The organism is Larkinella fluvii (assembly GCF_051857545.1).
Classification (GTDB): Bacteria; Bacteroidota; Bacteroidia; order Cytophagales; family Spirosomataceae; genus Larkinella.
On the sequence record NZ_JBPZHB010000006.1, the window covers coordinates 490,930 to 508,717 of the forward strand.

General features: G+C 52.9%; 13 protein-coding genes. 9 read left to right on the top strand and 4 right to left on the bottom strand.

Annotated features, from left to right (window positions below):
- Positions 1–84 precede the first annotated feature (84 nt).
- Complete coding sequence (rsmH, locus tag ACS5NO_RS18345; protein ID WP_439416498.1) at positions 85–1,014, bottom strand: 16S rRNA (cytosine(1402)-N(4))-methyltransferase RsmH; 930 nt, start codon at positions 1,012–1,014, stop codon at positions 85–87.
- 200 nt (positions 1,015–1,214) lie between these two features.
- On the opposite strand from rsmH, the gene ACS5NO_RS18350 reads away from it, so the two are divergent.
- The 9 genes from ACS5NO_RS18350 to ACS5NO_RS18390 all read left to right on the top strand — a co-directional run bounded on the left by ACS5NO_RS18350 (position 1,215) and on the right by ACS5NO_RS18390 (position 12,619).
- Positions 1,215–2,444, top strand: a complete 1,230-nt coding sequence (locus ACS5NO_RS18350) for a peroxiredoxin family protein (protein ID WP_439416499.1) — start codon at positions 1,215–1,217, stop codon at positions 2,442–2,444.
- Between the two features lie 123 nt (positions 2,445–2,567).
- Positions 2,568–3,848, top strand: a complete 1,281-nt coding sequence (locus ACS5NO_RS18355; protein WP_439416500.1) for an MFS transporter — start codon at positions 2,568–2,570, stop codon at positions 3,846–3,848.
- Between the two features lie 343 nt (positions 3,849–4,191).
- Positions 4,192–4,824 carry a redoxin domain-containing protein gene (locus ACS5NO_RS18360; protein ID WP_439416501.1) on the top strand — a complete coding sequence of 211 codons (633 nt, stop codon included), beginning with the start codon at positions 4,192–4,194 and terminating at the stop codon, positions 4,822–4,824.
- Between the two features lie 116 nt (positions 4,825–4,940).
- The gene (locus ACS5NO_RS18365) at positions 4,941–7,214 is read left to right on the top strand and encodes an ATP-dependent helicase (protein ID WP_439416502.1); all 2,274 of its coding nucleotides are present in this window, start codon (positions 4,941–4,943) and stop codon (positions 7,212–7,214) included.
- Positions 7,215–7,375: 161 nt separating this feature from the next.
- Entirely contained in the window at positions 7,376–8,530 is a 1,155-nt protein-coding gene (locus tag ACS5NO_RS18370; RefSeq protein WP_439416503.1) for an acyltransferase family protein, read from the top strand.
- Positions 8,531–8,642: 112 nt separating this feature from the next.
- Positions 8,643–9,098 (top strand): rRNA maturation RNase YbeY, encoded by a 456-nt coding sequence (gene ybeY, locus ACS5NO_RS18375; protein ID WP_439416504.1) that lies wholly within the window; start codon positions 8,643–8,645, stop codon positions 9,096–9,098.
- A gap of 139 nt (positions 9,099–9,237) precedes the next feature.
- Complete coding sequence (locus ACS5NO_RS18380; RefSeq protein ID WP_439416505.1) at positions 9,238–9,960, top strand: RNA ligase family protein; 723 nt, start codon at positions 9,238–9,240, stop codon at positions 9,958–9,960.
- Entirely contained in the window at positions 9,957–11,069 is a 1,113-nt protein-coding gene (locus ACS5NO_RS18385) for an AAA family ATPase (protein ID WP_439416506.1), read from the top strand. The genes ACS5NO_RS18380 and ACS5NO_RS18385 overlap by 4 nt, the downstream gene beginning before the upstream one ends.
- Positions 11,070–11,143: 74 nt before the next feature.
- Positions 11,144–12,619 (top strand): DUF4301 family protein, encoded by a 1,476-nt coding sequence (locus tag ACS5NO_RS18390; RefSeq protein WP_439416507.1) that lies wholly within the window; start codon positions 11,144–11,146, stop codon positions 12,617–12,619.
- A gap of 118 nt (positions 12,620–12,737) precedes the next feature.
- Here ACS5NO_RS18390 and ACS5NO_RS18395 read toward each other — a convergent pair whose 3' ends face one another.
- From ACS5NO_RS18395 to ACS5NO_RS18405, 3 genes are all read right to left on the bottom strand, one after another.
- Positions 12,738–13,202: an RrF2 family transcriptional regulator gene (locus ACS5NO_RS18395; RefSeq protein ID WP_439416508.1), complete on the bottom strand. Its 465-nt coding sequence runs from the start codon at positions 13,200–13,202 to the stop codon at positions 12,738–12,740.
- A gap of 200 nt (positions 13,203–13,402) precedes the next feature.
- Positions 13,403–14,755: a beta-helix domain-containing protein gene (locus ACS5NO_RS18400; RefSeq protein ID WP_439416509.1), complete on the bottom strand. Its 1,353-nt coding sequence runs from the start codon at positions 14,753–14,755 to the stop codon at positions 13,403–13,405.
- Positions 14,756–14,892: 137 nt separating this feature from the next.
- A complete protein-coding gene (locus ACS5NO_RS18405; protein WP_439416510.1) occupies positions 14,893–17,700 on the bottom strand; it encodes a TonB-dependent receptor in 2,808 nt (935 codons plus the stop codon).
- Between the last annotated feature and the right edge of the window lie 88 nt (positions 17,701–17,788).

The window sequence follows — 17,788 nt, forward strand, 5'->3', positions numbered from 1 at the left end:
ACCGGTTTCTCTTTACTACCCTAAATCCTCTAAAGGGGACTTGGACCATCAATAACTGAATGCTAAAAGTCGCCTTTAGGGGATTTAGGGGCGTTTCTCCGCAATTCGCAACTTTGCACTCCTCGCCCGCGGATTCCGGGCCACTTCCTCCGCCGACGCTTCAATCGGTTTGCGCGTGACGGACTGGAGCGGTTTGATCTCGTTCCCGTATAAATCCTTCTCAATGTCGCCCCGGAAATTGCCCGATTTGATGAAATTTTTCACCAGCCGGTCTTCCAGCGAATGATACGCCATCACCACCAGCCGTCCGTCGGTAGCCAGCACCTCCGGCACCTGCATCAGAAACTCTTCCAGCGTCACCAGTTCCTGGTTGACTTCGATGCGCAGCGCCTGAAAAACCTGGGCAAAATATTTGTATTCCCGCCCGCGTGGCGCATACCGCTGCAAGACGGCTTTCAGGTCGTTGATCGTTTCCAGTGGCCGGTTCACCCGGTTGGCGGCAATAACGCCGGCCAGGGTTTTGGCGTTGGTCACTTCGCCGTACATGCCAAAAATTTTATGCAACTGATCTTCCGGGTACTCATTGATCACTTTGCGGGCCGTCAACTCGCCCGACTGGCTCATGCGCATGTCCAGATCGGCATCGAAACGGGTGGAAAAACCGCGTTCGGGCGTATCGATCTGGTGCGACGAAATCCCTAAATCGGCCAGAATACCGTCGACCTGGTCGATTTTATAGAGTCGTAAATACCGCTTCAAATGCCGGAAATTGGCCGCCACAAAGGTCAGCCGCGGGTCGTCGATGGCGTCCGCATTGGCGCGCGCGTCGGGGTCCTGATCAAAAACGATCAGGCGGCCCAGTGAATCCGGCCCGGACGGTAATTGTCGTAAAATTTCGCGGGAATGGCCCCCGCCCCCAAACGTCACGTCAACGTACGTGCCGCCGGGTTTCAGATTTAACCCCTCTACGCAAGCCTGAAGTAATACCGGTTCGTGGTAATTAGTCGCTGTCATTGTCCTTGTAAAACTTCCTATAAACCAGCATGAACGTGCAATCCGCAGAAGATTTCTGGCCCATTTTGTAGGAATTCCGACTTACCGGTCGTTTCAAAAAACCTTTTCGGAACTAAAACAAAATCTTCATCCGTTACAAACTTAACAAAACCGCCCCTATTTCTACCCCGAAGAGAACTGGATCTGCTATTTTTTATTATATGAAAAAAAACGTTGTGTTGCTGCTGGCAACTCTCTTCTGGATTCCTTTCTCCGGCGTATCTCAATCGGATTCAAAACTAAAAACTGGTATCTGGCGGGCGGTTTTACAGAGCAAGGGCGGAGAACTCCCGTTCGGACTGGAACTCAATCAAACCGGGGCAACCTATACGGCCTTCGCACTCAATGGAGCGGAACGGCTGGCCTTCGATAACGTGACGGTGAAGGGAGATTCGGTGCGGTTGACCATTGCTATTTTTGAAGCGGAAATCCGGGCGAAAGTGGATGGGAACACGCTGCGGGGCATCTGGCGTCGCCGGCGGACGGGACAAAATTACACCTCGCTGCCGTTCAGCGCCCGGCATGGCTTGACCTACCGGTTTACCCCGAGCACGCAGACACCAAAGATCAACGTGACCGGCACCTGGGCAACAACCTTCCGGTCCGGGACGGATTCGACGGTTTCGGTTGGTATTTTCGACCAGAAAGGCAGCAAGCTGACCGGTACCTTTTTGACGACGACGGGCGATTACCGCTTCCTGGAAGGCAATGTGGTGGGCGATAGTCTGCTGCTTTCCACCTTCGACGGAACGCATTTGTATCTGTTCAAGGCCCGGCGCAAGCCCGATAATACGCTGGAAGGCGGTTTCTGGTCGGGCGAGAGCGGGTACGAAAGCTGGACGGCGCGATTGGATCCGAAGGCCAAACTACCGGATGCTACCACCCTGACGTACCTGAAACCGGGTTATAAAACCATTGCCTTCACGTTTCCGGATGTCAATGGCAAGCCGGTTTCTCTGACGGACGCCCGGTTTAAAAACAAGGTCGTGGTGGTTCAGATTCTGGGTTCCTGGTGTCCGAATTGCATGGACGAAACCAATTTTCTGAGTCCGTGGTACAAAAAGAACAAAAACCGGGGCGTCGAGATTGTGGGACTGGCCTACGAAAAATCGGCGGATCTGACGGAATCGGCTCCGATGCTGAAACGCATGACCAACCGCTTCAAGATTGAGTATCCGGTGGTTTTGGCCGGAACGAGCGTCAAATCCGAAGCGTCGAAAACCCTGCCGATGCTGAATCAGGTGGTAGGCTTCCCGACCATGATCGTCATTGATAAAAAAGGAACCGTCCGTCAGATCCACACCGGTTTTACCGGACCGGGAACCGGCAAATACTACGACGAATTTGTCGAAGACTTTAACCGATTGATTGATAAGTTAGTAACTGAGTAAAGCAAAATAACTAGTAAACAACAAATCCACACCAGAGACGAAAGATCAGAGAGAAAAGACAAGAGACCGTACGGTTTTCGATGTCTTTTCTCTCTGATCTTTCGTCTCACATCTTGAACATTCATGTCCCGTCAGGAAAAATTACTGCTTTTTGTTCTTGCGTGCATCAACTTCACGCACATTGTCGACTTCATCATCATGATGCCGATGGGTCCGCATTTGATGCGGCATTTCGGCCTGAATCCGCAGGAATTCAGCTTCATTGTCTCGGCCTATAGCCTCAGCGCCGGTATTTCCGGTTTTCTGGCCGCGTTCTTCGTCGACCGCTTCGACCGGAAAAAAGTGGTGTTAACGGCCTACGTCGGTTTTGTAATCGGCACGATTGCCTGCGGACTCGCCCCCACATTCGGTTTATTGATCGTAGCCCGCACCACCGCCGGTTTATTCGGGGGCGTACTGGGCGCACAGGTGTTTTCGATTGTCGCCGATGTGGTTCCCTACGAGCGACGGGCGCAGGCGATGTCGGTCATCATGACGGCGTTCTCCGTGGCTTCGGTGGCGGGGGTGCCCATCGGGTTGTATCTGGCAACGAAAATTAGCTGGCACGCACCGTTCCTGGCCATTGGCGGTTTGGGCGTCATCGTGATCGGCTTGATTATCAAGTTTATTCCCCGGCTGGACGGCCATTTGCAACGGAATGGCACCCGGTTTAATCCGCTGGAAGTCCTTACCACCATCGTGCGCAATCCGAACCAGATGCGCGCCCTGTGGCTGACGACCACTATCATGCTGGGCCACTTTAGCATCATTCCGCTGCTCTCGCCGTTCCTGGTCGCCAACGTCGGCCTGGGCGAAGACCAATTATACCTGATTTATTTCGTGGGCGGTCTGGTCACTATTTTTACGGCTCCCATCGTCGGACGTCTGGCCGACCGACGCGGCAAATATCCGGTTTTCGTCACCTTTGCGCTCTTGTCGATGATCCCGATGTTTCTGCTGACGTCCATGCAGCCGTCCAGCCTGACCTACATTCTGTCCGTCAATGCGCTGTTTTTCATATTTTCCAACGGACGGTTTATCCCGACCCAGGCGATGGTTTCGTCGGTCGTGTTGCCGCAGCAGCGGGGCGGTTTTATGAGCATGAACTCGTCGGTGCAACTGCTGGCGCAGGCGCTGGCTACCTACGGGGCCGGTTTGATCGTTACCAAAACGGCGGGCGGTCAGTTGATTCACTATTCATGGGTGGGTTATCTGGCGATGGCAGCTATTTTCGCGAGTGTGTTTATTGCCCGGAAACTCCGGCCGGTAGACGAAAAACCAGCACCATCGAACCCGCAGCCTCCTGAGCCTGTACATCCTGCGCCCAAGCACCCGGATGTGAACCGACCCGTTGAAGCGCTGTAACCGTTTCCTAAAAATTTAACCGGAAAATTTGGCGGGAATGAATTCTGTTGTTTATATTTGCACATATTCTATTGACAAAGTATAGTAATGTCTATTTCTGCACAAAATACCACCACTCGCCCGTTTGAACGGGTTCTCCCAATGCACAACGTTTGGGTGAATGGCTGTTGTTGTCAGCGATTTCGAATGTGCTGTTAGCACATCTCTTCCCTCCCTGTTATCCAATTTCTACCCGACGAATCAGTCAATTTGAAAACCGGTGACACATCGGTTCAACCCATCTGCCCGCGTCGATTCTTTTCGTTGACTCAAAATCTATAAAGTCTATAAACTTACTTACAAAATGGCAGCTTTTTTTGATTCTATCCCCGAAGACTCTGACTTGTATTCCATTCCGCAAGTATTCCGGAAATTAACGCCCATTTCGCCCTTGAAAACGGGTGAAAAAGCCCCGTTGTTTGGCGTTCACCGCCAGCGGGCCATCGGGCAGTACATCACCTGGCAAACGGATTACTCCAAAACCGTTCATTTGCACGACTGGCTGCAAACCGGCCCGCTAATCATTGCTTTTTACAGCGCCGGCTGGAGTGAGTATGGCAACCGGTATCTGCAAAAACTGACCCGGCTTTACGCTCATATTCAGGAGAACGGCGGGACCTTGTTGGTGTTGTCACCGGATTCCCTCGAATCCCTGCAAACGCTGGTTGAGCAACACGATTTACCCTTCACGATTGCGCAGGATGTCGATAACCAGATTGCGGCCAAATTTGGCGTTTATTCAACCGAAGATCCGGTCTGGAACCTGATTGCCGGGATTACGGAGGACGTTCCCTACCCGGCTTTGTTTGTGGTAGCGCCCAACCGGCAGATTCAATTCAGCTACGTCGATCGGAATTTTACGGAAACTTTCCCTGCCGGTGAATTGCTGCACCACATCAACGGGCAGCAAACGGCGTTATTGAGCCTGGCCGCTTAATGTACCACGGACATGCCTCCGGACTTTAGTCCGGGCGTACATCCGGTCATCCGCAACTTTTTTAGTAGTTTTGATTGTTCTTTCAAGACGATTAAACCTGAAGCGGAGCGTAGTTGATGACGGATTATATTTCAACCTTAAATGAACCTCAGCGACAGGCCGTGCTGCATGGCGACGGCCCGCTGATTATTATAGCCGGTGCGGGATCGGGAAAAACCCGCGTGCTGACCTACCGGATTTCGCATCTGATTGAAAAAGGCGTCGATCCGTTCCGGATTTTATCGCTGACCTTTACCAACAAAGCCGCCGGTGAAATGCGTCACCGGATCGAGAGTGTGGTGGGTACGGAAGCCCGCAACATCTGGATGGGGACTTTTCACTCCGTTTTTGCCAAAATTCTGCGGATCGAAGCGAAGGCCCTGGGTTTCACCAGTAACTTTTCCATTTACGATACCGACGATTCCAAATCGCTGCTGCGAAGCATCATCAAGGAATTCGGGCTGGACGATAAAATTTATCGCGCCAATGTCGTCTTTTCGCGAATTTCAGGAGCCAAAAACCGGCTCGTCGGCCCGGCGGATTACCTGGCCAATCCATTGATTCAGACGGATGATGCAGCCGCACGGATGCCCGAAATCGGCCGGATCTACAAAGCTTACACCATGCGTTGCTTTCAGGCCAACGCCATGGATTTCGACGATCTGCTGTTCAACACGAACGTTCTGTTCCGCGACCACCTCGACATTCTGAACAAATACCAGCACAAATTCAAACACGTGCTGGTCGATGAGTTTCAGGATACGAACGTGTCGCAGTACCTCATTACCCGGAAATTATCGGCGGTTAACCAGAATATCTGCGTCGTTGGCGACGATGCGCAGAGCATTTACGCCTTCCGGGGTGCCAACATTGAGAACATTCTGAATTTCGAGAAAGACTTCCCGGACGTTCGCACGATCAAACTGGAGCAGAATTACCGCTCGACCAAAACCATCGTCAACGCGGCCAATTCGATCATTGCCCGAAACCGGGCGCAGTTGCGCAAAAGTGTTTTTACGGACAACGAAGACGGCACACTGATCGACGTCATTAAAGCCGCTTCCGACAACGAAGAAGGCCGATTGATTGCCACGTCGCTGTTCGAAGCCAAGATGCAGGACGGGCTGCACAACACGGATTTTGCCATTCTCTACCGCACCAACGCGCAATCGCGGGCGTTTGAGGAAGCCCTCCGGCGCTTGAACATCAAATACCGGATCATCGGCGGTCTGTCGTTTTACCAGCGCAAAGAAATCAAGGACTTGCTAGCGTACCTGCGTTTTACGGTCAACCAGAGTGACGAAGAAGCCTTCAAGCGGATCATTAACCTGCCCAAACGCGGGATTGGCGACACTACCGTGGCAAAAATTGCGGTGGTCGCGTCCGAAAACCAGGTGCCGATTTGGGAAGTGGTGAGCAACGTCAATAAATACGTTGCCGGACGGGCCGGGATTGCCATTGAAGCGTTTGCCGATCTGATCAAGAGCTACCAACTGCTGCTCGACAAGAAAGACGCTTATGACGTGGCCGCTCACGTGGCCAAAACGTCCGGAATTCTGAAAGAGCTATACGACGACAAAACCGTCGAAGGGCTGTCACGCTACGAAAACGTACAGGCGTTGTTGAACTCGATCAAGGAATTTGTCGACAATCCGGACAACGACGACAAGAGCCTGAGCGCCTTTTTGCAGGTGGTTTCGCTCCTGACCAGCGCCGACGAAAAAGATGACGACGGCGATAACGACAAAGTGACCCTGATGACCATCCACGGAGCCAAAGGGCTGGAGTTCCGGAATGTGTATATCGTCGGTTTGGAGGAAGACCTGTTTCCGTCGCAAATGATGCTCGAAAGCCGGGCGGACCTGGAAGAGGAACGGCGGCTATTTTACGTCGCCATCACGCGCGCCGAGAAGAAACTAACGGTTTCTTACGCCGAATCGCGGTATCATTATGGTCGGCTGAAAGTCTGCGAACCCAGCCGGTTTTTGATGGAAATCGACCCCGCTTTCCTGAAAGTGGCCAAAACCCGCAAGGCGGAACGGGAAGAAAGCCAGGAAGCCAAGCGGGAAACACCGGCTGGCGGTTCAATGAGTTTTGTGCGGAGCCTGGCCCAGAAAACCGCTAAGCAACAAGCTCCGCAACCGGCAGTAGCCCACGTTCCCTCCAACGATTTTGCGCCCAGCGATACGTCGAAACTGGCGGAAGGCATGCGCGTCGAACACCTCAAATTCGGCTTCGGGCTGGTTCAGAAAATCGACCAGAACGGCAACGACCGGAAAGCGATCATCAAATTCGAAACCGCCGGCGAAAAGACTTTGCTGCTGAGTTTTGCCAAATTGAAGATTGTATGAGATAGAAAACCTGCAAGGTCTGGGCGACCCCGTCTCAAAGACCTTGCAGGGTTCTTTGTGGTTTGTTTGATCGAATAGGCGAAATAGCTTCTGATTCTCTTTCTGCGAATCAGTATACCAGCCTCCTTATCTCCTTTTGACTCAAACGATTCCCTGCCCGTATGGTCTCCGATGTCAATGCCGGTTCTGTGCCCCTTCAGACCCAGGAAGTGGTGGCTGTTAAAGCCAAACGATTGCTCTCCATCGATGCCCTCCGCGGGTTCGATATGCTGCTGATTGCGGGTGGGGGCGCGTTCATCGAACGACTGAATGGAAAAACCGGCCTGGGTTGGGTCGACTGGATGGGCGATCAGTTGACGCATCCGGCCTGGAACGGGTTTACGTTTTACGACTTTATCTTCCCGTTGTTCCTGTTTCTCTCTGGTGTTTCGCTTTCTTTTTCTTTACAAACGGCCGTAGCCAAAGGCATCGACAAGCCTGTTTTATACCGAAAAGCATTTCGCCGGTTTGTCATTCTTTACCTGCTGGGCATTCTCGACAAAAATATTCCACTGGATGTATTCGACCCGGCGAACATCCGGTACGGGACGGTTTTGGGTCGCATCGGCCTGGCTACGCTAGTTGCCACGGTTTTGTTCCTGAACTTTTCCTGGAAACAGCGGCTCTATGCCGTGGCCGGTATCCTGCTGGCTTACTATGCCGCCTTATTTTTGATCCCGGTTCCCGGCTTCGGCAGCGGGGATCTTTCGTTTGAGGGCAATCTGGTCGGCTGGTTCGACCGGACGTTTATGCCCGGTCGGTTGCTCCAGAAAACCTACGACGAACTGGCCCTGCTGACGCAGTTTCCGGCGCTTTGTCTGGCGGTTTTGGGAACGGTGGCCGGAGAACTGCTGCAATCGGATCGATCAGACCGGACGAAACTCACCTATCTGGTGGCGCCCGGCCTGTACAGCATTGGAGCCGGCCTGCTCTGGGGCATTCATTTCCCGATCAACAAGCACTTGTGGACCAGCTCTTTCATTCTGGTTACGGCGGGCATGGGCGCGCTGTTTCTGGCGCTTTTTTACGGCCTCATCGACGTGCTGGGCTTTCGGAAATGGTCCTTTTTCTTCAAGGTGATTGGGATGAATTCGCTGGTCGTTTACCTGGCTTACCGGTTTATCGATTTTAACCACACCTCTAAACTCTTATTTGAAGGGTTTTACCGGCATACGCCCGAACCGTTTCACGAATCGCTGAACGCGCTGGGCGCCCTAGCGTTGGTCTGGACGTTTCTGTATATCCTCTACCGACACAAAATTTTCGTCAAAATATAGCGATAGGAACGCGGATGGAACGGATTAGGCGGATTTTAACGGATTATCTGCGTAAATCGGTTTAATCCGTTCCATCCGCGTTCCCATCCACAAGGTTGGTTATCTTTGCGGTATGATTCGATTTTTTACGGAAGACATTTCCTTTACGCTTTCCCGGAAAATACCCACCCGGCAATGGCTCACCAAGCTGGCGTTGAAAGAAGGGTTCAGCGTTGGTGAGTTGAACTACATTTTCTGCTCCGACGAGTATCTGCTCCAGGTGAACCGCGAGTATCTGGAACACGATTACTATACCGACATCATCACCTTTGACAATTCAGAAGAAGAAAACCGGCTGGAAGGCGATATTTTTGTCAGCATCGACCGCGTCCGCGACAACGCCCGGCAACTGACGATTCCGGAAGAGCAGGAACTTCGGCGGGTGCTGGCGCACGGTTTGCTGCACCTCTGCGGCTACGGCGATAAAACCGACGAGGAAGTGAAACGAATGCGGGAGAAGGAAGAAGAAAGTTTGATAGACTGGAATAACCGTTCGCTCAATCCTGCCTCCGGCCAATCGGACCTTTAAGCAGAAAACCGTATTTTTGAGGGCTTAATTTTAGGCACTATACGCAATTGAAGCCATGTAATCGTTCACAGGTCTCCTTTTAATGGATTTGCCCTTGCCACCCGGCAAGGTGCCTGTGTTACCTTTTATCAAAACGAACATGGTATTTTCACAAAAATACGGTCGCACGTATCACTACCCGTTTTCGCCAGGCACGACCAGCGACGACCGCATCAATCAGCACTACGAAGAACATATTGCTCCTATTCCGGCACTGGTTCATACCGAAAAACTCGACGGTGAAAACAATTGCCTGAATCGCTACGGCGTTTTTGCCCGCTCACACGCAGCACCCACACAATCGCCCTGGACACGGTATCTGCGTGACCGCTGGGAGTTGATTCACCATGATCTCGGCGATCTGGAAGTGTTTGGCGAGAACCTCTACGCCATTCATTCCATCGAATACCACCAGTTAGAATACCATTTCTACGTCTTTGCCATTCGCGACCGCGACCGCTGGCTTTCGTGGGAAGAAACCCGGTTTTATGCCCAGTTGCTCGATTTTCCAATAGTACCCGAGTTAGAGGTTGTTCAGGCGCCCTTTCGCCCCGGAGTCATTGAAAAACAAGTGAAAGGCTGGGCCAACCAGAACAGTCGGCTTGGTTCGCACGATGCTCTGACGGGCCAGCCCTGCACAATGGAAGGCATTGTCACCCGCAACACCGATGCCTATACCGCCGATGCATTCGGCCAGAATGTGTTCAAATATGTCCGGGCCGGGCATGTAAAAACGGATGAACACTGGACGCGCAATTGGAAACAGGCTTCATTGCTCCGAGAACGTCCCGCTAATGTTCCACCTCAACCGATGATCCGATGATGTGGCAGTTAACGACACAAAAGAATTGGGACGAACTTGAGCGTCAGTTTGGGTTTGTCCGGGATATGCGCGACGTGCCACAGGACCCGCGTCACCATGCCGAAGGTGATGTAGCGGTTCATACCCGCCTGGTGGTCGAACAACTGCAACAGCTTCCCGGCTACCAGCAACTTAATCCGCAGGACCAGGCGGTTTTGTGGACGGCAGCCCTGCTGCATGACGTTGAAAAACGGTCGACAACGGTGCTGGAAACCGATGGCAGCATCACGTCACGGGGCCACGCCCGACGGGGTGAGCAAACCACGCGGGAATTGCTGTACCGCAGCTTTCCGGCCCCCTTCAAACTTCGGGAGCAGATTGCAAAACTGGTGCGGTATCACGGCCTGCCTTTGTGGATCTTTGAAAAACCGGACCCGTTGAAATCGTTATTGCAAACCAGTCTGGAAGTCAACACGCAATGGCTGGCTCTGCTGGCCGAAGCGGATGTCCGGGGCCGTATCTGTACCGATCAGGCTGAATTGTTGGAAAAAATAGCCTTTTTTCGGGCCTATTGCGAAGAAAACGGGTGCTGGGGAACGCCTTATCCGTTTTCCTCCGGGCTAAACCGGTTCACGTATTTTTACAAGGAAGACGCGTCACCAACCTACGAGCCCTTCGACACCACGGTTTTCGAAGTGGTGCTGTTGGCCGGATTGCCCGGAGCAGGAAAAGATACGTACATTAGCAAACAGCTCGCCGACTGGCCGGTGGTTTGTCTGGATGATTTCCGGCGACAATTCCGCATCGATCCGGCCGACCGCGAAGGGACGGGTTACGTCGTTCAAATGGCCAAAGAGAAAGCGAAAACCCTGTTACGACAACAACAATCGTTTGTTTGGAATGCCACAAATTTGACCCGACAGGTGAGGCAGCAACTGATTGAGTTGTTCGTAACCTATAAAGCGCGCGTTCGGCTGGTCTACCTTGAAGTGCCGTATACCCAGCTAAAGCAACAAAATCAAAACCGCATTCATGTTGTACCCAATGCCGTTATGGCCCGAATGCTTTCCCGATTTGAAATTCCGGCCTGCTGGGAAGCCCATGAAGTTGTTTATGAAGTTCGTACTTAATGGCTTGATTCAGTACAGCAAATTCCCGTATTTGCCATTCGTACAACAACTGCATCTCTTACCGAAATTATTCTATGCAATTTACTGAAATAGATCAGCATCAGATTCTGGCGCAGGGCGCTACGCTCGAGCAGGTTGAAGAACAGATCCAGCATTTTGTCGATAACTTCCCGTATCTGCCCGTGATTAAAGCGGCTACGGTAGGCGACGGTCTGATCCGCGTCGATGAGCAGGCACTGGCCGGCATCGTGGCGGGTTTCGACCAGAAAGCCCCGGCCCTGTCGCTGCTGAAATTTGTGCCGGCATCGGGAGCAGCCACGCGGATGTTCAAGTCGCTGTTTGCCGCGCTGGAGGGAAAAACCGACAAATCGGTAGAGGAATTCTTTGCCCGTCTGTCCGATTTTGCGTTTTACGACGCCTTGAAAGGGGTTTCGGGCGAGCCCAACCACCACGTTCTGTCGGCCCTGCTCACCGAAGAAGGCCTGGATTACGGCAGCTTACCCAAAGGACTGCTGTTGTTTCACCGGTATCCCGAAGGGCCGCGCACACCCGTCGAAGAGCACCTGATCGAAGGGGCGGCATACGCCAATTCCAACGGCCGCGTCCGGATTCACTTCACGGTTTCGCCCGAACACCGCAGTCGGTTTGAAGACCTGATCGAACGCGTGCAGTCAGACTACGAAGCCAAACTGGGCGTTACGTTTGAGATTACGTTCTCGGAACAGAAAAAATCGACGGACACAATCTCGGTCAACCCCGACAATACGCCGTTCCGCAACGCCGATGGTTCGCTGTTGTTCCGCCCGGCGGGTCACGGTGCGCTGATCGAAAACCTGAACGACATCGACGCCGATGTGGTGTTTATCAAAAACATCGACAACGTGGTGCCGGATGCCCTGAAAGAGCCGACGATTACTTACAAAAAAGTGCTGGGTGCCATTTTGCTCGACATTCAGCAGCAGATTTTCCGGTTTCAGGAAATCCTCGGCGACGATATGATCAGCGAAGGCTACTTGGCCGAACTCGATGAATTCCTGCGGACGACGCTCTGCATTCTCCCGCCCGACGGTTTTGACACCTGGCTACAGGACGAGAAAGTGGAGTATTTCCGGAAGAAACTCGACCGACCACTGCGGGCCTGTGGCATGGTGCAGAACGTGGGCGAACCCGGCGGAGGACCATTCTGGGCGAAAAACGCTGACGGTTCGGTTTCGCTGCAAATCGTGGAATCGGCGCAGATTGACCTCAAAAATGCTGAACAAAAGCAGATTTTCGATCAGGCGACGCACTTCAATCCGGTCGATCTGGTGTGTGCGCTGAAAAACCGGGATGGCGAAAAGTACAACCTGCCCGCCTACCGCGATCCGCAAACCGGTTTCAATACCGCGAAATCGAAGGATGGCAAGGAACTGAAAGCGCAGGAATTACCGGGATTGTGGAATGGCGCAATGGCCGACTGGAATACGGTTTTTGTCGAAGTGCCGCTGATTACGTTCAATCCGGTGAAAACCGTGAATGATCTGCTGCGGAAAGAGCATCAGCCGGCATAGGTTTACGGTTTTCGGTATACGGTTTACGGTGCGGTTCCCCGCCGGGACTGACGCATTTATATCCACGCTTCGGCAAGCATGCGGTAGCCACCGTAAACTGAATACTGAAAACCGTAAACTATTTATTCTCCGTATCGACCAGATTAACGACCACTTCCTGGTGTTCGGCTTCCCGGCGGGCAAACGCCGACAGGGTGGTTTGTTCGTAGACCGCCAGGTTCGCATCCCGGACGCGCTGCATAATCGGGCGAATGGCGCAGGTTACTTCGTCGTTGCAATCGTCGCAGCGAACGTAAAAATTGAGGGAAACGCAGGGCGTTGGCGCAATCGGGCCGTCGATGACACGCAGAACCTGGGCCAGATTGACCCGTTCGGGATCGACGCGCAGCAGATAACCGCCCCCTTTGCCTTTCTGGCTTTGCAAAATGCCGTGGTTCCGCAACTCGAGTAAAATCGCTTCCAGGAATTTTTTAGGGATGTTCTCTTTCGCCGAAATATACGAAATCAGGATCGGCCCCTTGCCAAATTCTTCGGTAAGAACTTTCAGGGCTTTGATGGCATACTTGGCTTTCTTTGAAATCATTGCGTTACGGGTATGAAACGGTTTCAGGTGTCGGTTTTGGCGTACAATCAGACAAGATATTAACTTATTAGTCTATAGACAAGTTCCTCAATAGATTTGGTAGTGAATGGTCTCCGTACGGTATGGGGTAAAAATAAGAAAAAAGCCGGAGCAAAGCCCCGGCCTTTTCGTGCGACACCAAATATAAAGAATTGAGAGAGTTACTTCAAGGTATAGTCCGTATTCTGCGGATCGAAATTAGTCCAGGTTTCGGTCCAGTCTGTCGTTCCGAAAGCCCCCATAACCGTGTTGGTTTCGAAGCCCGTTGGCAGCGTTACACCGCCCGTCAGCAAGGGAGAGCCGGTTTGGGGCAGAATGCCCGGCTTGCCGGTCAGCACGTTGAAGTTGGCGGGCAATTTCAGATCGGCTTCTTTCGCACCCAGCATGTTTTTGCGATCGGTGGCTTTCAGCATAACCGTATCGCCCGAAACCACCGCTTTGCTGTTCACAATGGCCAAACCACGGTAATCACTTTTGCCGGTTTTGAAGTTATTCTGCGTAGCATCTGCTTCCAGTTCCAGACCGCCTTTCGGGAATGCACCCACCACGGTCGAGTTGTAGATGCTGATGGCCGAATTCCGGCGAATCCGGAAAGCTGACCGGTATTTGCTGTTTACCGTACCGCTACCCATAAAGACACTGATGTTGGCAAATTTGGCCGACGTTTGTGGCAGATCGGCCGAACCGGTTCCGTCATTGTCCGATTCAAAACCGTTGGAGTCCGAACAATTACACTGATCGGCAACCGCCGGATCGCGCAGAATCAAACCGTATTGCACATTACCGCTGAAGCCATAATCCGTATCGAAATCATCGTCCAGCGTCCGGTAAGCTACTAAGTGTTTGGCATTGACCGTTCCGCCAAACCACTCGATGGCGTCGTCACCACTGTAGGATACCTGTACGTAGTCGATCACCGTGCCGCTACCGATACCGGCCAGCGTCAAACCGTTGATCTCTTTGTCGGTTTGGAACGCAATGCCACCAAACTCGATGCGAACATACCGCAGAATCCCGGAGTTGTCGGCAGCATCGCCCGTCGTACCACCCGGCACCACCGATACTTCTTCCCCTTCAATTTTAAAATCCTTCTTGTTGGCGGGGGCTTTTCCCATGATTACGACACCACCCCAGTCGCCCGCCCGGCGTGAACCGATGGCTTGATTGGATGTAAAAACGATGGGTTTCTCCTTCGTTCCGTCGGCAATGATTTTAGCACCCGGCAGGATAAACAGCGTTCCTCGCGATGGCTGATCGCCTTTGATGACCGTACCCGGTTCGATGGTCAGCGTCACGCCCGGCTGCACATAGACAAAACTTTTCAACAGATACTGGTTTTTGGCCGACCAGGTCGTATTGGCCGTGATATTGCCGCTTACCTCGGTCAGTGTACCCGGCACAGGCACTACACCCAGATCATCATCATCGTCGTCGTCATTGGTACAGGAAACCATCAGACCCAGCGATACGACGCTAAGTAGCAACGCCAGCATCCAGGTTGTTAACTTTTTCATACGAGTTTAAATTGGTTGTGTGTATTGATTGGTTATGGTCTTAAAATTTGCTTTGCCCCTGACCCCTAAAGGGAACGGACATCGCGTCATCCGGATTAAGCTGCGTCCGTTCCCCTCTAGGGGTCAGGGGCAAAGCATTAAAACTTATAGGTTACCCCCACCGTCGAGTACGAGCCGCGTTTGAAACGCTGGTACACATCATCGCTGTCCGTAATTTTCTTGTCCAGATTAGAATCCTGAATCAGGCGGAACGGCTGGTTCAGCAGATCCTGAATACCGGCCCGGATTTCAAGGTGTTCGCCCACTTTTTTGGTGACCGTCAAATCGATCACGTTACGCGGCATTTCGTAAATCGTCGGCTGCACCGACCGATCGCCCACCGCAAAAATCCGGCGGCCGATGACGTTGTAGAGCACATTGACCTGCCAGCCCTGCTTCGGATCGGTGTAATACACCCCGGTATTGACCAGATACGGCGACTGCCCCTGCAACGACCGGTTGTTTTCCTGACCGACAAAGGAGTTGATGACCGAACTTTTGATCAAAGCCGCATTCAGCAAAACCGTCATGTTGTCCAGAAAACCGGACCCGCTCACGCCCCGCAGCGATTTCCGCGCTTCGAGTTCGACACCCATGCTGTAGGCATTGTTGGCGTTATCGACCGTGTAGGAAACCCCGCTGCCCGAATAGTTGATTTTGGCTTCGATCGGGTTGATGAAGTACTTGTAGAAACCGGCGACCGAAATCAGTTCGCCCTCGCCCGGATAAAACTCGTAGCGAACGTCGGCGTTGTGAATTTTGGCAATTTTCAGATTCGGATTCCCGACGCGCGACACGTCGTAGTTGAAGTCATAATAGGCAAACTGCGCCAGCTCGCGGAATTCCGGCCGGTTGACGGACATGCTATACGCGACCCGGAACAACGACTTGTCAGACAGGTTATACGAGGCATTGACCGACGGCAGCGGGCTGAAAATCGGGTTGTCGACCCGGATCGGCTGCACACCGTTCACGACGCTTTGCAATTGCTGACGGTTGTATTCGCCCCGGAAACCGACCGTGGCATTAAACCGGGCCGACAGCGGAAGGTAGGCTCCCACATAACCCGACATCATCAGGTTCTGGGCGTCGTAATGATCCTGCGTGTTCGTGCCTTCGTTGTAATACAATCCTCTGGACGACAGATTGGACGCCTGGAAGAACTGCGAGGGCGACTGCGACAGCACTTCGGCACTCACGTTGTTCGGGTTCACGATACCGAAATACCGTGCCTTGAACATCCGGTCTTTGTATTCGGTATAGACCCCGGCGCGCAGTTTCAACACCTGTTTGTCGTCCGTATCGGCGGATGCGGCTTTTTTGTACTCGTAATCGACGCGGCCCGTGGTGACGTATTCCGTCAGATCGGAATAAAACCGGGCGGCATTCTGGAACGTCGGACTGGGTTGCTGCGGAACGTCGATGCGGAATGGCTCACTGCTGCCCTGCGGACGGCTGGAGGTAAACCGCCGAAAATCAGGCTCCTGACGGTTGGTAAACCCAAAACCGCCCGTCCAGCGCAACCGGCTCTGGCCGTTCAGTTCGTGCGTGCCGTTCAACTGGCCGGTGTAAATGCTTTTCTGTTCGTAGCGAAACGCGTAGTTGTTCAGCTCCAGGTTGTTGTCATTATAGCCACTCCGCAGGGTCGTTTCTTTTGTTCCCAACTGGTTGAACAGGTTCCGGAATTCGATTTTTGTCCGGGGGCTCAGAATCAGCGCCCAGTTGGACAGCACGCCCAGGCGGGTGTTTTCGGTCAGCAACTGATCGTTGTAGGCGTATTGAATATCGCTCAGACCAGTGGATTGATTGGCGGAAAAATACCGGTATTGCTCAACGTTGGCAAACGTGTGCGTATTGGTATAATTGAGGTTGGTAAACGTGGTCAGTTCCTTGCTGCCCAGGTAAAACCGGCGACTGAAGCCCAGTTGCGCCCGCAAATCCGGCGAAACCATTTTGTTGTTCAGCGCAAAATAGGGCGACAACGATTTAAACTTGTTGATCACCGGCTCCGACGAAGCGCCGAAAGCATTGATCCGGCGTTGCGACGGGAAGTTGGACGGCAACCGGCGCGTGCCGTCGTCGAAACCGAGGAAGTCGGTTTTGCCACCCTGATACGAACTGTGGTTCTGGAAAGTCGTGTTGCCCCGGTAGGAAGTCGAAATACCGGCGTAGAAGCTGTTGGCGTCCGGGATGGTTTTGGTGTAGATTTTGATGATTCCGCCCCCGAAATCGCCCGGCAATTCGGCGGCTCCCGATTTGAAGATCAGCATCCGGTCGATGGCCGAACTTGGAATGAGGTCGAACGAGAACGACTTGGTATCCACCTCCGTAGACGGCGTGATGACGTCGTTCAGCATGACGGTATTGTAGCGTTCGTTCAGCCCGCGAACAATGATGAAGCGGTCGTCCTGAATGGAAACGCCCGGCACCCGGCGGATGACCTGCGACGCATCGCGGTCCTGGCTGCGGGAAATCTGCTGCGCCGAAATTCCGACGGCCACCTGCTCGATCTGCTTGATTTCGGTGATGACGGCGACTTCCGTGTTGGTGCCGCGCTGGCCTTTTACGATGACTTCCGCGAGGGTTTTGTTGTCTTCGGCGAGGGCCGAGTTGATCAATGTGGTTTTTCCCGCTTCCACCCGCACGTTGTCGATGGTTTTGGTGGCGTAGGAAACGTAGCTAATTTGCAGTTGGTGAACGCCCGCGGGCACTTTGCTGATTTCGAAATTGCCTTCCACGTCGGTGACCGAGCCGATGACGGGGTTGGCCCCGACGAGTTGAATGGTGGCGCCGATGATGGCTTCGTTGTTTTTGGCGTCTTTAATCGTCCCTTTGAGGGAGCCGCTCTGGGCGAGGACGCTGAACTGGAGGAAAAGTAAACAGATTCCGGATAGAAGAAATTTCATGGTTTGGTGTCGTTTTTTGACGACCCAAAGGTAGGGTGGCTATATTACCCCAATGTTACGGGAAGGTTATGGGAGGGTTGTGATTTTG

What these genes read in the sequence shown, in the direction of transcription:
- rsmH (WP_439416498.1), bottom strand. Translation starts at nt 1,014, where the DNA reads ATGACAGCGACTAATTACCACGAACCGGTATTACTTCAGGCTTGCGTA.
- ACS5NO_RS18350 (WP_439416499.1), top strand. Translation starts at nt 1,215, where the DNA reads ATGAAAAAAAACGTTGTGTTGCTGCTGGCAACTCTCTTCTGGATTCCT.
- ACS5NO_RS18355 (WP_439416500.1), top strand. Translation starts at nt 2,568, where the DNA reads ATGTCCCGTCAGGAAAAATTACTGCTTTTTGTTCTTGCGTGCATCAAC.
- ACS5NO_RS18360 (WP_439416501.1), top strand. Translation starts at nt 4,192, where the DNA reads ATGGCAGCTTTTTTTGATTCTATCCCCGAAGACTCTGACTTGTATTCC.
- ACS5NO_RS18365 (WP_439416502.1), top strand. Translation starts at nt 4,941, where the DNA reads ATGACGGATTATATTTCAACCTTAAATGAACCTCAGCGACAGGCCGTG.
- ACS5NO_RS18370 (WP_439416503.1), top strand. Translation starts at nt 7,376, where the DNA reads ATGGTCTCCGATGTCAATGCCGGTTCTGTGCCCCTTCAGACCCAGGAA.
- ybeY (WP_439416504.1), top strand. Translation starts at nt 8,643, where the DNA reads ATGATTCGATTTTTTACGGAAGACATTTCCTTTACGCTTTCCCGGAAA.
- ACS5NO_RS18380 (WP_439416505.1), top strand. Translation starts at nt 9,238, where the DNA reads ATGGTATTTTCACAAAAATACGGTCGCACGTATCACTACCCGTTTTCG.
- ACS5NO_RS18385 (WP_439416506.1), top strand. Translation starts at nt 9,957, where the DNA reads ATGATGTGGCAGTTAACGACACAAAAGAATTGGGACGAACTTGAGCGT.
- ACS5NO_RS18390 (WP_439416507.1), top strand. Translation starts at nt 11,144, where the DNA reads ATGCAATTTACTGAAATAGATCAGCATCAGATTCTGGCGCAGGGCGCT.
- ACS5NO_RS18395 (WP_439416508.1), bottom strand. Translation starts at nt 13,202, where the DNA reads ATGATTTCAAAGAAAGCCAAGTATGCCATCAAAGCCCTGAAAGTTCTT.
- ACS5NO_RS18400 (WP_439416509.1), bottom strand. Translation starts at nt 14,755, where the DNA reads ATGAAAAAGTTAACAACCTGGATGCTGGCGTTGCTACTTAGCGTCGTA.
- ACS5NO_RS18405 (WP_439416510.1), bottom strand. Translation starts at nt 17,700, where the DNA reads ATGAAATTTCTTCTATCCGGAATCTGTTTACTTTTCCTCCAGTTCAGC.